Origin of the sequence: Microbacterium sp. bgisy207 (genome assembly GCF_965345035.1) — a bacterium.
In the GTDB taxonomy this organism is placed as follows: domain Bacteria; phylum Actinomycetota; class Actinomycetes; order Actinomycetales; family Microbacteriaceae; genus Microbacterium.
The window spans coordinates 113871-128601 of record NZ_CBDRMG010000008.1 but is presented as its reverse complement, the minus strand read 5'-3'; the positions used below and the strand labels follow the sequence as shown (position 1 = coordinate 128601).

Annotated in this window: 13 protein-coding genes; 6 read left to right on the top strand and 7 right to left on the bottom strand. The window is 68.5% G+C overall.

The genetic code is table 11. From position 1 onward, the window contains the following. The first annotated feature begins 146 nt into the window (after positions 1-146). A complete protein-coding gene (locus ACSGC5_RS09700; protein ID WP_434970426.1) occupies positions 147-1547 on the top strand; it encodes a DUF222 domain-containing protein in 1401 nt (466 codons plus the stop codon). A gap of 115 nt (positions 1548-1662) precedes the next feature. Here the strand turns inward: ACSGC5_RS09700 and ACSGC5_RS09695 are convergent, their stop codons facing one another. Next, positions 1663-3780, bottom strand: a complete 2118-nt coding sequence (locus tag ACSGC5_RS09695) for a DEAD/DEAH box helicase (RefSeq protein WP_434970425.1) — start codon at positions 3778-3780, stop codon at positions 1663-1665. 266 nt (positions 3781-4046) lie between these two features. Between ACSGC5_RS09695 and ACSGC5_RS09690 the strand changes: the two genes are divergently transcribed. Then, positions 4047-4967 carry an aldose 1-epimerase family protein gene (locus ACSGC5_RS09690; RefSeq protein WP_434970424.1) on the top strand — a complete coding sequence of 307 codons (921 nt, stop codon included), beginning with the start codon at positions 4047-4049 and terminating at the stop codon, positions 4965-4967. Here the strand turns inward: ACSGC5_RS09690 and ACSGC5_RS09685 are convergent. The 3 genes from ACSGC5_RS09685 to ACSGC5_RS09675 all read right to left on the bottom strand — a co-directional run bounded on the left by ACSGC5_RS09685 (position 4955) and on the right by ACSGC5_RS09675 (position 9516). Further along, positions 4955-8641 carry an efflux RND transporter permease subunit gene (locus ACSGC5_RS09685; RefSeq protein WP_434970423.1) on the bottom strand — a complete coding sequence of 1229 codons (3687 nt, stop codon included), beginning with the start codon at positions 8639-8641 and terminating at the stop codon, positions 4955-4957. The two genes, ACSGC5_RS09690 and ACSGC5_RS09685, sit on opposite strands and share 13 nt — an antisense overlap. Before the next feature lie 102 nt (positions 8642-8743). Continuing rightward, positions 8744-9118: a fluoride efflux transporter FluC gene (locus ACSGC5_RS09680; protein ID WP_434970422.1), complete on the bottom strand. Its 375-nt coding sequence runs from the start codon at positions 9116-9118 to the stop codon at positions 8744-8746. Next, positions 9115-9516: a fluoride efflux transporter FluC gene (locus ACSGC5_RS09675; protein WP_434970421.1), complete on the bottom strand. Its 402-nt coding sequence runs from the start codon at positions 9514-9516 to the stop codon at positions 9115-9117. Before ACSGC5_RS09675 ends, ACSGC5_RS09680 begins: the two co-directional genes overlap by 4 nt. Positions 9517-9691: 175 nt before the next feature. Between ACSGC5_RS09675 and ACSGC5_RS09670 the strand changes: the two genes are divergently transcribed. Beyond that, on the top strand, positions 9692-9853 hold the full coding sequence (locus ACSGC5_RS09670) for a hypothetical protein (protein WP_434970420.1): 162 nt from the start codon (positions 9692-9694) through the stop codon (positions 9851-9853). A 58-nt stretch (positions 9854-9911) separates the two neighbouring features. Here the strand turns inward: ACSGC5_RS09670 and ACSGC5_RS09665 are convergent, their stop codons facing one another. Next, the gene (locus ACSGC5_RS09665; RefSeq protein WP_434970419.1) at positions 9912-10685 is read right to left on the bottom strand and encodes a MerR family transcriptional regulator; all 774 of its coding nucleotides are present in this window, start codon (positions 10683-10685) and stop codon (positions 9912-9914) included. 134 nt (positions 10686-10819) lie between these two features. Between ACSGC5_RS09665 and ACSGC5_RS09660 the strand changes: the two genes are divergently transcribed. Together ACSGC5_RS09660 and ACSGC5_RS09655 are read left to right on the top strand one after the other, a co-directional pair. After that, on the top strand, positions 10820-11671 hold the full coding sequence (locus tag ACSGC5_RS09660) for a DUF4097 family beta strand repeat-containing protein (RefSeq protein ID WP_434970418.1): 852 nt from the start codon (positions 10820-10822) through the stop codon (positions 11669-11671). After that, entirely contained in the window at positions 11671-12285 is a 615-nt protein-coding gene (locus ACSGC5_RS09655; protein WP_434970417.1) for a PadR family transcriptional regulator, read from the top strand. The genes ACSGC5_RS09660 and ACSGC5_RS09655 overlap by 1 nt, the downstream gene beginning before the upstream one ends. A 51-nt stretch (positions 12286-12336) precedes the next feature. Here the strand turns inward: ACSGC5_RS09655 and ACSGC5_RS09650 are convergent, their stop codons facing one another. After that, positions 12337-12879 (bottom strand): universal stress protein, encoded by a 543-nt coding sequence (locus ACSGC5_RS09650; protein ID WP_434970416.1) that lies wholly within the window; start codon positions 12877-12879, stop codon positions 12337-12339. A gap of 176 nt (positions 12880-13055) precedes the next feature. Between ACSGC5_RS09650 and ACSGC5_RS09645 the strand changes: the two genes are divergently transcribed. Beyond that, positions 13056-13241 (top strand): DUF3073 domain-containing protein, encoded by a 186-nt coding sequence (locus ACSGC5_RS09645; protein ID WP_434970415.1) that lies wholly within the window; start codon positions 13056-13058, stop codon positions 13239-13241. 28 nt (positions 13242-13269) lie between these two features. Here ACSGC5_RS09645 and purF read toward each other — a convergent pair whose 3' ends face one another. Further along, the gene (purF, locus tag ACSGC5_RS09640; protein ID WP_434970414.1) at positions 13270-14730 is read right to left on the bottom strand and encodes an amidophosphoribosyltransferase; all 1461 of its coding nucleotides are present in this window, start codon (positions 14728-14730) and stop codon (positions 13270-13272) included. Position 14731: the final 1 nt, after the last annotated feature.

The following is a 14731-nucleotide window of genomic DNA, read 5'->3' as shown; positions in this document are numbered from 1 at the left end:
GACGGGACGGGCTGCGACAGGTGCGACAGGGAGGTGCGCGCCCCTGCTGTGCGTGGGACACCTCCCCTCCGGTGGCGGGCACGACAGCTCCCAGCGGCTCGCACGACGCTCCGGACAGTGTCGGAACCCCCTGTCAACATGGGAACATGCATTCGAACGCGGTCATCGACTTCAGCGACACCGACGTCGCTGAGCTGTCGGCGATCGTCACCGCGGTCGAGCGCGCGAACGCCGACCGCGCCGCGGCAGAGGTCGCGCAAGTGCGTGCGCTCGCGCGTGCGGGAGCGCTGGCCGCCCGGCAGGCTGCGGGGCAGGCGAGCCGGGTGCGCGCGCACGACATGGCGTTGCGGGGCATCGCGGCCGAACTCGCCGGTGTCTCGCGCACCAGCGACCGCTCGATGCAACGGCAGATCGACGAGGCCCGCGTGATCGTCGACGACTACCCGACCTCCCTGTGCGCGTGGGAGCGCGGCGAGATCACCCGCGGGCACGTCCGCGCGATCACGGATGCCGGAACTCCCCTCCCGCCCGAAGCCCGCGCCGAGTTCGACCGGCGCGCTGTCGCCCTGTGCCTGGACCAGACCCCGAACCAGGCCCGGGGGCCGCTCGAGATCCTCGCCGCACGCCTGCACCCCCGCACTCCGGTCGAACGGTACCGGGACGCGCACGAGAACCGCACCGTCCGGGTCGTGCCCCTTCCCGACGGGATGGCGGACCTGTGCGTGACCATGGCCGCCGTCAAGGCCCACGCCGTGTTCGACCGCATCACCCAGATGGCACGCACCATCACGGATGCCCGAACCCCCGACCCCGCCACCGGCCGCGTCCCCGACCCGATCATCGCCACCGACACTCGCACGATGGACCAGATCCGCGCCGACGTCGTCGCCGCGATGCTGCTGGCCGGCGACCCGCTCGCCGACACCACGATCGACGGCGACGGGCCGGGCGAACTCGGCGCCATCCGCGCGAAGGTCCAGATCGTCGTTCCCGCCCTCACCCTCCTGGGCACGGATGCCGAACCCGCCGAACTCGTCGGCCACTGCCCCATCGACGCCGAAACCGCCCGCGAACTCGCGTTCGGCGCATCCTGGTGGGAACGACTGGTCACCGACCCGGTCATCGGAACCGTCCTCGAATGCGACGGCTACGCCCGCCCCGCAGCGCTGGGCCGGTGGCTGCGCGCCCGCGACCGCCGGTGCCGGTTCCCCGGATGCACCATGCCCGCCATCCGCTCCGAGGTCGACCACACGATCGACTACGCCCTCGGCGGCACCACCGAAGCCACGAACCTCGCTCACCTGTGCCAGCGACACCATTCGATGAAGCAGTTCACCGCCTGGAAGGTCCGACAGCTCGAACACGGCGTCCTCGAATGGACCTCACCCACCGGCCGCGTCTACCTCGAGAACCCGCCCCCGATCTCGGTCGCCTTCACCGTCGACGACCCACCCGGCGATAGGTCCGGCGCGCCACCAGGTGTGCCACTCGCTGAGAAGCGCGACAATTCACACCTCTCGGCAGATCACGGCCCCGCCCCGTTCTGAGTCGGCGTACCCCCGCTTGACTCTGGGAATCCCGATTCTTGGGCTACCAGGCGCCCGCGCGCCTAGCGTCACATGGCGAGCCACGTGACGCTAGGACGCGTCGGTCCTTCGCGGTTCAGGCGTCGACGTCGGCGAGCTGGCGGCCCGCGATCTCCTCCAGCAGGTCATCGCCGATACGAGCATCCTCGAACGGCGCCTCGATCTCGGCCCGATCGAGCAGTTCCGTCATCCGGCGGCGACGCTGGCGTGTGATCAGCGTGACGACGCGACCCTCGCGCCCCGCGCGGCCGGTGCGGCCCGAGCGGTGCAGGTACGTCTTGTACTCGTCGGGCGCGTCGGCCTGCACCACCAGGTCGATGTCGTCGACATGGATGCCGCGCGCGGCCACATCTGTCGCCACGAGCACGCGCACCCGGCCCGAGGTGAGCTTCTCGAGGTTCCGCGAGCGCTTGGCCTGGTTCAGGTCTCCGTGCAGAGCGAGCGACGGGATGCCGGCATCGTCGAACTGCTCCGCGAGCATCTCCGCGTAGGCACGGGTCCGCGCGAACACGAGGGTCTTGCCTCCGCGGTCCACGAGCGAGGTGAGGATCTCGGCCTTGTCGCGGTGATCGATCACGAGAACGCGGTGCTCGATCGTGCTCGAATCCTGGTCCTCCCCGGCGACCTCGTAGACCGCGGGCTCCACGAGGAATTCGTCTACGAGCGCGGCGACCTCGCGGTCGAGCGTCGCCGAGAACAGCAGCTTCTGGCTGCCGTCCTGCGTCAGGCGCAGGATCCGCTGCACGGGCTCGAGGAAGCCGAGCTCGCACATGTGGTCGGCCTCGTCGAGGACGGCGATGCGCACCTCCGAGAGATCGAGCTTGCCCTGCTCGATGAGATCCTCGATGCGTCCGGGGGTGCCGACGATGATGTCGACGCCCTTCTTCAGGGCACCGACCTGCCTCGCCTGCGGGACACCGCCGTAGATCTGGGTCGTGAACAGGCCGACGCTGCGGGCGATCGGCTGAATGGTCCGGTCGATCTGCAGCGCGAGCTCGCGGGTCGGAGCGAGCACGAGCGCCTTCGGCGCGCGACCGAACTCGCGCCGGCTGCCGGCCTGGGACCGCAGGATGCTCTCCACGAGCGGGGCGCCGAACGCGATGGTCTTTCCCGAACCGGTCCGGCCGCGGGCGAGCAGGTCCCGACCCTCGAGGATCGGCGCAACGGTCGCCGCCTGGATGGGGAACGGCGTGGCCGCGCCGAGGTCCGCGAGAACGCGGACGATGTTCTCGCCGAGACCCAGGTCGCCGAAGCTCACTCCCTCGACGGCATCCGCCTGAACAGCGTCGGCCTGGAGGCGCTCGTGCACGACGTCGACACGCTCTTCGTGCGCTGCCGTGCGCGCCGGGGTGTCCCAGCCGGAACGGTTGGGCGCGTCATCGCGACGGGGACGGTCATCGCGACGGGGACGGTCATCGCGGCGGGGACGTTCGGAGAATCCACCGCGCCCCTCACGCCGATCGCCGTAGCCACCGCGGTCGGCGCGGGGACGGTCCTCCCGGACCGGTCGGTCGTCACGGCTCGAGCGACCCTCGTAACGGGGACGGTCATCGCGCGCCGGGCGCTCATCCCACCGCGGGCGGTCGTCGCGGGCGGGACGGTCATCGCGACGCGGCCCACCGTCATACCGCGGTCGATCATCGCGCGCCCCGCGGTCGTCGCGGCTCTCGTAGCGAGGGCGATCACTCCGAGCGGGACGGTCTTCGTAGCGAGGGCGATCACTCCGAGCGGGACGATCCTCATAACGGGGGCGATCACTCCGAGCGGGGCGATCCTCATAACGGGGGCGATCACTCCGAGCGGGGCGATCCTCGTAACGCGGGCGGTCATCGCGCTGCGGACGATCCTCCCAGCGACGGCGATCATCGCCCGCGGGACGCTCGCCGCGCGCGGGACGCCCCTCGTAGCGGGGCCGGTCATCGCGACGCGGACGGTCATCGCGCGAGTGGGTACGGATCGCGCGCGCCTCGTCGCGGCCGGCGCGCTCCTGCGCCGTCCAGCGGCGCTTGGGCTGGGCCGCGGCATCGGCGGTCTCGGGGCGGTAGCCGCGGTGGTTCGGGCTCTTGCTTCCCGGCTTTCCGGCTGACGACGCTCCGGGGCGACGCTTGCGATCCTGGAAGGCGGTCTTCTCGCCATAGCGCGGTTCGAAGTTCTTGGCTGCGCGGCCGCCGGCGGGCTTCTTGCTCTTGGGCATGGTGATCTTTCCTGGGTTCTCTCGCACGAGAACAGCAGTCGAGACGCGCTCGACAGGCCCGGACTCTCTTGGCCGGGGGCCATTCATGTGATGGTCATGTGCGCCGATCGGCGCTCACCATCGGCCCCTCAGAACTCACAAACCCACTCCGCCACAATCGGCGGCGTCCAGAGCCGACCGATCCAGCGTACAGGGTGAGCCTGGGAAACCCCCGCCCGGTGCGCCGAGCGCCCTAGCATGGGCTCGACGCCCGCCCAGGAGGACCCATGCCAGACATCCGTCACGATCCCACCGGAGAGCAGTTCCACCTCGCGAGCGCGGATGGCCGGGTCACCGCCCACCTCACGCAGGTCGGGGCGACCATCCGCGGTCTCACTGTCGATGGGATCGACCTCATCGCGCCGTACCCGCAGGGAATGCCGGCGCCCGCGGCATCCGGAACCGTGCTCGTCCCGTGGCCCAACCGCGTCCGGGACGGCAGGTGGAGCCACGGCGGCACCACCTACCAGCTGTGGATCACCGACCCCTCGGTCGGTGGCGCCTCGCACGGCCTCCTGCGGTTCATGCCCTACGCGGTTGCGCAGCGCGGTGAGGACCGACTGACGCTCGCTGCGACGGTGTTCCCGCAGAGCGGCTACCCGTTCCAGCTCGACACGACGGTCACGTACGCCCTGACCTCCGACGGCATCGAGGTGACCCACACGATCGAGAACGTCGGCACGGATGCGGCTCCCGCCGCCCTCGGCACCCACCCCTACTTCACGATCGGGGACGTGCCCACAGCCGACCTCGTGCTGACCTCGCCGGGGGCCAAGATGCTCGTGCTGGACGAGGCGCTGATCCCCGTCGACGAGGTGCCTGTCGACGCGGCATCCGACCTGCGCTCCGGCGCCCGCCTCGGTGACGTGTCGCTGAACACCTGCTACACCGACATCGCCCGCGACGCGGACGGGATCCTGCGCCACCGCCTGCGCGCGCCCGACGGCCGAACCGTGACCATCTGGCAGGGCAAGGACCTCGACTACGTCCAGGTGTACACAACGGACCGGTATCCGAACCGCGAACTCGCTGTCGCGATCGAGCCCATGAGCGCCGTGCCGGACGCCCTCAACTCCGGCCGCGGTCTGCGCTGGCTTGCACCCGGCGAGACCTGGACCGTCAGCTGGGGTATCTCCTACTCGGGCTGACGGCCGGTCTCATCCTGCGCGTCGGACCCGTCGCTTCCGGTCTCGTCCGGAGCGGTGCCGCCGTCCGGGGTCTCACCGGGCTCGATGTCCGCGCGCTCGATCTCGCCAGGCTCGGTCTCACCGGGCTCGATCTCGGCATGCCCGGCCTCACCACGCACAGTCTCGGCATGCTCAGTCTCGCCGGGCTCGATCTCACCGGGCTCGATCTCCGCGCGCTCGGCCTGCTCCGCGGAGTCCGCACCGGATGCGGCGTCTGCGGGTTCTCCGATCTCGGAACCCTCGGACTCCGGGGTCTCGGCCTCGGTCGACTCCGGGCTTGCCGATTCGGCCAGCTCCCGGGCGTCCGGTTCGGCGACGTCACCGGCCTGCGGCTCCGAACCGTCCCGCTCGACGCTCTCAGCGTCGTCGGTTGAGGACTGCACCGGGATCTGGCCGGTACGAACAGCTGCCTCCCGCTCACGGAGTTCGCGGCGCGTCAGCGGCACCTCGTCGGCGCCACCGGCGACAGTGCCGCCTCCCGCAGTGGCCCCCGCTGTCGCGACACCGACACCGGCGAGCACCAGCGCGCCTTCGGCATCCGTCTGCCCCGACCGCGCGGCGCGCTTGGCCTGACGACGCTCCTTCGCACCCTCCACGAGGTTGTAGAGCGTAGGCAGCACGAGCAGTGTGAGCACCGTCGACGAGATCAGGCCGCCGATCACGACGATCGCAAGCGGTTGCGAGATGAAGCCGCCGCTGCCGGTGATGCCGAGGCCCATGGGCGTGAGCGCGAGGATCGTCGCAAGGGCCGTCATGAGGATCGGGCGAAGTCGCCGTGTGCCGCCCGCGATCGTCGCGTCGTGCGCGCTCAGTCCCTTCTCGCGGTACTGGTTGACCAGGTCCACGAGCACGATCGCGTTGGTCACGACGATGCCGATGAGCATGAGCACACCGATCAGCGATGCGACACCGAGCGGGATGCCGGTGACGACCTGGAGCAGGATCGCGCCGGTGGCGGCGAAGGGCACCGAGATCAGCAGCAGCAACGGCTGGCGCAGCGACTTGAAGGTGGCCACCATCACGACGTAGACGATCAGGATCGCCGCCAGCAACGCCAGACCCAACTGGGTGAAGGCCTCTTCCTGATCCGTGGCGACGCCGCCCAGGCTCGCACGGGCCGCCGACGGCAGGTCTGCCTCATCGATCGCGTTCGTGACAGAGGCCGTCGCCTGCGTCAGATTGTCGGTCGACGGAGTGACCGTCACGGTCGCGGTTCGCGTTCCACGCTCCGTCGTGATCGAGGTCGGCCCCTGAGCTTCCTCGACAACGGCGACATCCGACAGCGGGACAGGTCCCTGCGCCGTGAAGACCTGCAGTTCGCGCAGCTCCTGGATCGTGGCGGGCGGGTCGGTCGCCGCGAGGTAGACGGTCAGCGACGTGTCATCGACTTCGACGCTGCCGATGCTCTGGGGCTGCATCGTGCTCGACACGAGGGCGCCGACGGCGACCTCCGACAGCCCGAGCGATGCGGCCTTGTCGCGGTCGACCTGCACCGAGATGAAGGGCAGGGATGCCGACAGATTGCTCGTGACCTGGCTGACGTCATCCAGGTCGCGGAGGCTGGCGACGACGGCATCCGTCGCCTCCTGCAGCGTCGATGCGTCGGGCGCCGTGACATCGACCTCGATATCGGTCGAGCCGAATCCGCCGTTGCCTCCGGAGACGGTGATCTCGCCGACGTCGGGGAGCGCGTCGACGGTGCGCTGCACCTCTTCGCGCAGCGCAACCTGGTCGACGCCTTCCTGCGTCGTGATCGAGTACGTGATCCCGCTGCCGCCGCCGGTGAACGCATCCCGCAGCGCATTGCCACTGGAGCCGATCGACACCTGCACGGTCTCGATTCCTTCGATCCCGATCAGTGCGTTCTCGACGGGCTCGGCGGCAGCCGATTCCGCCTCCAGGCTCGGCGCTGCGCCGATATCCTGCGTCATGGTGAACGTGTTCTGGCCCGAATCCCCGAGGAAGTTGGTCTTCATGAAGGGCGCTGCGGCAACGGTGCCCACGAGCACCAGCGCGGCAAGGCCCAACGTGACCCACGAGTGACGCAACGTCCACCGCAGAATCGGGGTGTAGCCGCGCTGCAGGCGGTCCAGCGGCGCTGCGGGATCCTCCGGATCGATCTCGGCGCCGGTGGCATCCCGCAGCGGCTTGCCGGGCTTGAGGAACCAGTAGGCGAGCACCGGCACGATCGTGAGGGCCACCAGGAGCGACGCCAGCAGGGCGATCGTCACCGTGAGTGCGAAGGGACGGAACAACTCTCCGGTCACATCGCCCACGAAGGCGATCGGCAGGAACACCGCGACCGTCGTGATGGTCGACGACGTGATGGCAGCGCCGACTTCCTTGACGGCGCGCACGATCGAGGTCATCTTGTCGGCCGTGCCGACGTAGTGGCGCCGGATGTTCTCGATCACGACGATCGAGTCGTCCACGACGCGCCCGATCGAGATCGTGATCGCGCCGAGCGTGAGGATGTTGAGCGAGTACCCGAACGCCTGCAGCCCGATGAACGTGATGAGCACGCTCGTCGGGATCGAGATCGCCGTCACGAGCGTTGCCCGCACCGAGAGCAGGAAGAGCAGGATGACGAGGACGGCGAAGAGCAGCCCGAATCCACCCTCGACGGCGAGGGTCTCGATCGACTGCTCGATGTAGGGCGCCTGGTCGAACACCACGGTGAGGGTGACGCCGTCGAGCTTCTCCTCGAGGTCGGGAAGGATGTCGAGCACAGCGTGCGAGACCTCGACCGTGTTGGCCGCCGGGAGCTTGGTGATCGCGATCGTGACGGCCGGTTCGCCGTTCACACGGGAGATCGTCGTCACGGGGTCCTGCCCCTGCTCCACGGTGGCGACGTCCGCGATCGTCACGGTTCCCGCCTGGAACTGCTCGGCATCCGTGGGCACGAGCGGGAGCGCGGCGACCGCGTCGACGGACGTGATCTTCGATCCCGTCTGGACGGTCAGGGTCTGCTCGTTCTCGGTGATCTCTCCGCCCGGGAAGAGCACGCCGTTCTGGTCAAGGGCGTCGCGGATCGCCTGCTGCGAGTAGCCCGCCGCAGCCAGGGCCGCCTGATCGGGGGTGATCGTGATGCGTTGGCCGGTGCCTCCGACGATCTGCGCGGCGTTGACGCCGTCGAGGTCTTCGATGTCGGGGATCGCGGTGGACTCGAGGGTCGCCTGGATGGTCTGCTCGTCCTCGAACCCGGTCACAGCGATCTGAATGACCGGGAAGTCGTCGATGCTCGCCGACAGGACGTTGGGCTCGACATTCTCGGGCAGCTGGCTCTTGATGCGGTTTATCGCCTGTGTGATCTTCTGCTCGGCGGTGCCGAGGTCGGTGCCATAGGCGAACGACGCCTGCACGATGGACGCGTTCGTCGTGCTGGTCGCTGTCGTCGACTCCAGCCCCGGCACGGCCTGGATCGCGGTCTCGATCGGCGTGGACACGTCGTTCGCGACGACCTCGGGCGATGCCCCGGGGTAGGTCGAGACCACGATGAGGGCCGGGAACTCGATCGAGGGGATCAGCTCCTGCTTCAGGCTGGTCAGCGCGAGGCTGCCGAACAGCGCGGCGACGATCGTGACCAGCGCGATGAGGGCGCGGTTCTTGAGGCTCAGGACGGCGAGTTTCGACACGGTGGCCTTTGCTGTGCTCGGTGCGGTCGGGACGCGACGATACGCGGGTGTATCGTCCCCATCTTCGCACGGTGATTCCGGGGGATATCCCGAAAGAACGGATCAGGAAGCGAGTGCGGGGAGTGCGCCGCCGAGCGCGACGCCGGCCGCCGCCGCGCCGAGCGCGAGCACGAACGTCCCGAGCGCGTTCATGATCGACATCCGGGTGCGCTTTTCCTCGGCCAGCAGAACCGACGTCACCGACACCGCACTGAAGGTCGTGAACCCGCCGAGCAGCCCCCCTCCGATCACCAGCTGCAGGCCGGGCCCGGCCGCAGACCCGGTCAGGATGCCGAGAGCGAAGGACCCGATGACGTTCACGATGAGCACTCCCCACGGTGGCTCCAGCCAGCGGGAGATGACCACGTCGGCGCTGTAGCGCAGTGCTGCGCCACCCCCGCCGGCGAGCACACCGAGTGCAAACAGCAGCGGGGTCATGCGGGGTGTCCCGAGGGATGCGTCGACCGGGGGCGAGTGATCCACAACCCCGCGACAGCTGCCGCGAGACCGGCGAGCACGGTCGCCGCCGCGAGCGGCAGCAGGGTCGGATCCAGAACGAGCACCGCGAAGCTGGAGTACGTGGTGAACCCGCCCATGGCACCCACTCCCCAGAACGTGCGCAGTCGGGCGGCACGGGCGGGGTCGGCGACGCGCTCCGCCCAGCCCGTCACGATTGCGAGCAGGAAGGAGCCCACGACGTTGATCAGAGGGATCGAGAGCCACTGCGTCGAGGGGTCTTCGATGAGAAGGATGGCAAGGCGCGCGGCCGAGCCGACCGCGCCGCCCGCGAACACGAGCCCGAGGTGCGCCCAGGAAAACGTCGGTCTGATCGCCACCGCCCCAGGCTAGCGCCGGGCCGGGCCACCCCGTCCGCGTTCGTCCATAGCGGGTTCAGCACCCGGAAACAAGCCCGTTGCCCGGGCGCTCACCCGGGTGCGATCGTCGCGGCGTGGCGGTCATGCGTGGCGTCCCGTCGCGTGTGCTCGCAGACATCCAACGAAAGGTGCCGACATGAACATCGCACTGCTGATCATCATCATCATCGCCGTCATCCTGGCAATCGTCGGCGGCCTCAACACCGCGTTGAACTGGCTGCTGTGGGTCGCTCTCATCGTCGGCGTGATTGCGCTCATCGCGTTCCTCTTCAGGGTCATCAGCGGCAGCCGAAGCTGACCGCACGAAGAACGGATGCCGCGTACCTCGGGGGAGGGCACGGCATCCGTTCTTGTGCTCAGAGCGTCGATTCGGCATAGATCGTGAGCGCGTCGCGCACGAACTCGGCACCAGCGGTTCCACCCGCCGGCGTGGCGTAGTTCGCCGCGAACCTCGGATCGGATGCGTACATCTGCGCAATCCCGAGCACGTAGGGCTTGAGCGCCTCGCCCCCGTCGTGCGCCGGGGTTCCGGGGATGGCTCGGAGCCACGCCACGTGGCGCTCGGCAAGCGCGTGCGCGTCAGCCGAACTCGGCGAGACGCCGGCGTGGGCGGCCGCGGCCCAGTCGGCCGCGAGCGCGGCGGACTCGCCCTTCCACGCGTTCCGCTGATCGGGATCGAGCCCGCGCCACCACTCGTCCGAGCGCGCGTACGCGGCCGCGCCCCAGCGCTGCTCGACCTCCTCCTTGTGGACGGTGTGGTCGAAACCGTCGAACATGTCATCGGTCATCGTCAATTCACCTCCTTCCCATGATGTGATCGTGGACTCGACAGCGGCGATCTGCCGGGCGAGTCGGTCCTGCTCCGAACGGAGCCACCCGATGTGGGCGCGCAATGCGGCCACGGGGTCCTGCTGCGCTTCGAGGACCTCGGCGATGTCACTCAAACCGAGCCCGAGGTCTCGCAGCAGCAGGATTCTCTGCAGTCGCACGAGCGCCTCCGCGCCGTAGTAGCGATAGCCGTTCGCTCCCGTGCGCGTCGGGCGCAGGATGCCGATGGCGTCGTAATGCCGCAACGCGCGGGTCGTTGTTCCCGATCGTCGCGCGACCTCGTGGATGCTCCATTCCGTCATGTGTCCCACGCTAGAAGTTGACGTTGCGTCAATGTCAACCCGGTCGTCGATGATACTTGCCAAACGCGATATAGCGCGTTATCGTGTATTCGCGTTATATCGCGTCTCGCAGGCCCTGAGAACGGAGCAAGACCATGACCCTCGAGAAGTGGCTCATCCACCCGGGAGAGACGCGCGTCATCGATGTCGACGACGTGCGTACCCTCAAGATCGGACTCGTCGGCGGTCAGGTCGATGTCATCGCGCACGACGAACCCGGGGTGCGCATCGAGGTCCACGGCGTCACCGTCAAGGACCTTCGGATCGAAGCGACCGGCGATGCACTCGAGATCGACCACCCCCAGTTGCGCTGGGACAACTTCCTCGAGGCCTTCCGCAACTTCGGCTCGGGGGGACCGAAGGCGGAGGTCAGCGTCGCGGTGCCACGATCTGTCGCGCTCACGCTGGGCGTCGTGAATGCCAGCGCCCTCGTCTCGGGACTCGAGTCCGGTGCGCGCCTGAACACCGTCTCCGGCGACATCATCGTCGACGGTCTCACCGGCGATCTCACCGTCAACGCCGTGTCGGGGGACGTGCAGATCCGCAATCTCACGGGCACGCTGTCGGCCAACAGCGTCTCGGGAGACGTCGCGGCAACCGGCAGCATCCGCAAGGCGACGATCGATACCGTCTCGGGCGACATGCTGGTCGACACGACCGGCAACGCCCACGCGATCAGTCTCAACACCGTCAGCGGCGGAGCGACCATCCGGCTGGATGAGGGGCTTCCCGCCAACTTCGTCGTGCGCAGCGTGAGCGGCCGTGTCCAGATCGATGGCGTCACCCGCTCGGGCAGCGGGGTCACCAATTACACGGGATCGACCGGTGAGCTCAGCGGCTCGTTCGTCGACGTCCGCACGAACTCGGTCGCGGGAGGTCTGACGGTGCTGCGCCGCTCCCCCACCGCGGCGTCGGCCGGCACATCCAGCGACGGAGAGGAGTTGTGATGGCACCCGTCTTCTCGCACGGCGACCTGCGCCTGTACCTGCTGTATCTGCTCGATGAGGGGCCGCGGCACGGCTACGACATCATGCAGGCCCTTTCGGACCGCACAGGCGGGACGTACACCCCGAGCGCCGGCACCGTCTACCCGCGGCTTGCCAAGCTCGAGGAGGAGGGCCTGGTGACCAAGACGGTCGACGGGCGCAAGACGATCTATGAGATCACGGATGCCGGCCGGGCCGAGGTGGCCTCCCGTTCCGGAGACCTCGAGAGCATCGAGGCGGGACTCGCCGATTCCGTGCGACTCATTGCGGACGAAGTGCGGGGGTCGGTGCGCGAGGCGATGAAGAGCCTGCGCGCGGACTTGGCCGCCGCGAGCCGCGCCGAGCGCGAGAGCCGGAACGAGCAGGTCCGCGACGTCACCGATGATCTGCGCTCGCTCTCACGCGAGCAGCTGCACCGCGCCGAGGTAGCGGTGACGGAGTTCCGCGCCCACGTCCGCGCAGACCTGCGCACGCACGTCGCCAAGGGCGGAACGCTCACGGCATCCGTCGTCGATGAGTTGACGGCCGGTCTCGACGAGGTCGCCCGCGCCATCACCCGTTCCCTCCGCGGCTGACAAACCGGCCCCGTCCAGCCGGGTGGCGTCACCGATGTCAGCGGACAGGGATCAGCTGACGGGCCAGAGCTCCTCGTCGTCGGGTGCCGGCTCGCCCAGAGGAACCACGAGAATCGGGCGCGCCTGGCGATGTGCCAGCCGCGCAGCCACCGATCCGGTGAAGAACTCGCGAATCGACTCGCCGATCCCGCGTTTGCGGGTGCCGACCACGAGCAGGCGCGCGTCGATCTGGTCCGCGAGGTGCTTGAGCGCCAGAGCGGGGTCACCGACGAGCTGATGGATGCGCCAGTCGACGTCCATACCCTCCAGCGCGTGCGCGACTGACGCGCGCACCAGATCGAGGTCGGTCTCACCGGGAGCGATGTTGACGTCGATGGGCGCCGAGTGCACGTAGCCATCCGGATCCTCGTACGTGACGAAGCGCGTGACGTCGACGTGTGCCACGACAAGGGGAGCCTTCATGATGGCGGCGAACTTCGCGGCTTCCTTCACGACCCGCGGATGCTGGTCGGGCACCACCCCGACGATCACGGCCCCGCGGACCGCCTCTACCTCCAGGGGCGCGGTCCTGAGCTCCGGCCGTTCATCCGCCATCTGCATTCCCTCCTCGACATGCGGAGCCGAGGGGCGCGCAGCCGCGGGTCCCTCGAGGGCTCCGTGATATTCTGAATGCTACTCTTCCCGGCGAAAGACCGGATTCGTGAATGCACGGGCTGCGGAGTGCGGAGACCCGCGCTTTAGCCCGCGGGTCAGAAATGAGGGGGTCTCGCATGGGGCGTGGCCGTCAAAAGGCGAAACACACCAAGATCGCCCGCGAACTCAAGTCGTACAGCCCGAGCGTCAACTACGCGGCGCTCGAGAAGGAACTGGGTCATCAGTCCGACGACGACCTGTACGTCGACAAGTGGGCCGACCAGTTCGACGACGAAGACGACGAACTCGACGAGACAGCCTGAGAGCGACTCGTCTCTTCGCCGACCCCGCTCAGGACTCCTGGCTGCTCTCGACCCAGTCGAGATACTCCTCCGTCACCGTGCCCGTGACGTAGCGACCGTCAAAGCAGCTCATGTCGAGGTCGTCGACGTCCGACCCCTCGAGGATCGCGGCCTTCAGATCTTCCACCTCCTGGTACACGACGTAGTCGGCTCCGAGTTCTTCCGCGATCTCGGGAATCGAGCGACCGTGCGCGACCAGCTCGTGCCGCGTCGGCATGTTGATCCCGTAGACGTGTGGGTAACGCACGGGCGGAGCCGCCGACGCGAACGTGACCGACGCGGCGCCGGCATCCCGAGCCATCTGGATGATCTGCTTCGACGTCGTCCCGCGCACGATCGAATCATCGATCAAGAGCACGTTCTTGCCCTTGAACTCGCTGGACATCGCGTTGAGCTTCTGCCGCACGCTGCGCTTGCGGGCTGACTGCCCCGGCATGATGAAGGTCCGGCCGACATAGCGGTTCTTGTAGAAGCCCTCGCGATACTCGATGCCGAGCTTTCGCGCGACCTGCATCGCGGCGGGCCGGGACGAGTCGGGGATGGGCATGACGACGTCGATCGCCCCCTCCGGCGTGTACTTGGCGATCGTGTCGGCAAGGCGGTCGCCCATGCGCAGCCGCGCCTCGTACACCGAGATCCCGTTCATGATCGAGTCCGGACGCGCGAGGTACACGTACTCGAACGAGCAGGGAACGAGCCGTGGGTCATCCGCGCACTGCTTGGTGTGCAGGTGGCCGTCGAGATCGACGAAGACCGCCTCCCCGGGCATGACATCACGGACGACCTCGAATTCGCCGTTCTCGAGCACGAGCGACTCGGAGGAGACCACCCACTCGTACGATCCGTCGGGAGCTTTCCGCGTGCCGAGGATCAAGGGACGGATGCCGAACGGGTCCCGGAAGGCGAGCAGGCCGTGGCCGGCGATGAGGGCGATGGCCGCGTAGGAGCCCTCCACGCGGGCGTGGACCCGGGATACCGCTTCGAAGATCTCGGCGGGCTCGAGGTCGAGTCCCGAGACCGTCGCCTGCAGCTCTCCGGCGAGGACGTTGACCAGCAGTTCGGTGTCAGAGCTCGTGTTCAGGTGCCGACGGTCCTTGTGGAAGAGCTCGTCGGTGAGTTCGCGGGTGTTCGTGAGGTTTCCGTTGTGCACCAGCACGATGCCGTACGGCGCGTTGACGTAGAACGGCTGCGCCTCTTCCTCACTGGAGGCCGTTCCCTTGGTCGCGTAACGGACGTGCCCGAGCCCGATCGTGCCCAGCAGTGACCGCATGTCGCGCGTGCGAAACGCCTCGCGGACCTGACCGCGCGCCTTGGTGATGTGGAAGACCCCGCTCGGTTCTGCGGTGGCGATTCCGGTCGAGTCCTGCCCGCGGTGCTGCAGCAGCAGAAGCGCGTCGTAGATCTCCTGGTTGACCGGGCCACGCCCGACCATGCCGACGATTCCGCACATG

Excerpts from the sequence above, each read along its gene's own strand:
- ACSGC5_RS09680 (WP_434970422.1), bottom strand. The coding sequence starts at position 9,118 with ATGACCCCGCTGCTGTTTGCACTCGGTGTGCTCGCCGGCGGGGGTGGC.
- ACSGC5_RS09695 (WP_434970425.1), bottom strand. The coding sequence starts at position 3,780 with ATGCCCAAGAGCAAGAAGCCCGCCGGCGGCCGCGCAGCCAAGAACTTC.
- ACSGC5_RS09655 (WP_434970417.1), top strand. The coding sequence starts at position 11,671 with ATGGCACCCGTCTTCTCGCACGGCGACCTGCGCCTGTACCTGCTGTAT.
- ACSGC5_RS09665 (WP_434970419.1), bottom strand. The coding sequence starts at position 10,685 with ATGACGGAATGGAGCATCCACGAGGTCGCGCGACGATCGGGAACAACG.
- ACSGC5_RS09650 (WP_434970416.1), bottom strand. The coding sequence starts at position 12,879 with ATGGCGGATGAACGGCCGGAGCTCAGGACCGCGCCCCTGGAGGTAGAG.
- ACSGC5_RS09690 (WP_434970424.1), top strand. The coding sequence starts at position 4,047 with ATGCCAGACATCCGTCACGATCCCACCGGAGAGCAGTTCCACCTCGCG.
- ACSGC5_RS09645 (WP_434970415.1), top strand. The coding sequence starts at position 13,056 with ATGGGGCGTGGCCGTCAAAAGGCGAAACACACCAAGATCGCCCGCGAA.
- ACSGC5_RS09670 (WP_434970420.1), top strand. The coding sequence starts at position 9,692 with ATGAACATCGCACTGCTGATCATCATCATCATCGCCGTCATCCTGGCA.
- ACSGC5_RS09660 (WP_434970418.1), top strand. The coding sequence starts at position 10,820 with ATGACCCTCGAGAAGTGGCTCATCCACCCGGGAGAGACGCGCGTCATC.
- ACSGC5_RS09700 (WP_434970426.1), top strand. The coding sequence starts at position 147 with ATGCATTCGAACGCGGTCATCGACTTCAGCGACACCGACGTCGCTGAG.
- purF (WP_434970414.1), bottom strand. The coding sequence starts at position 14,730 with ATGTGCGGAATCGTCGGCATGGTCGGGCGTGGCCCGGTCAACCAGGAG.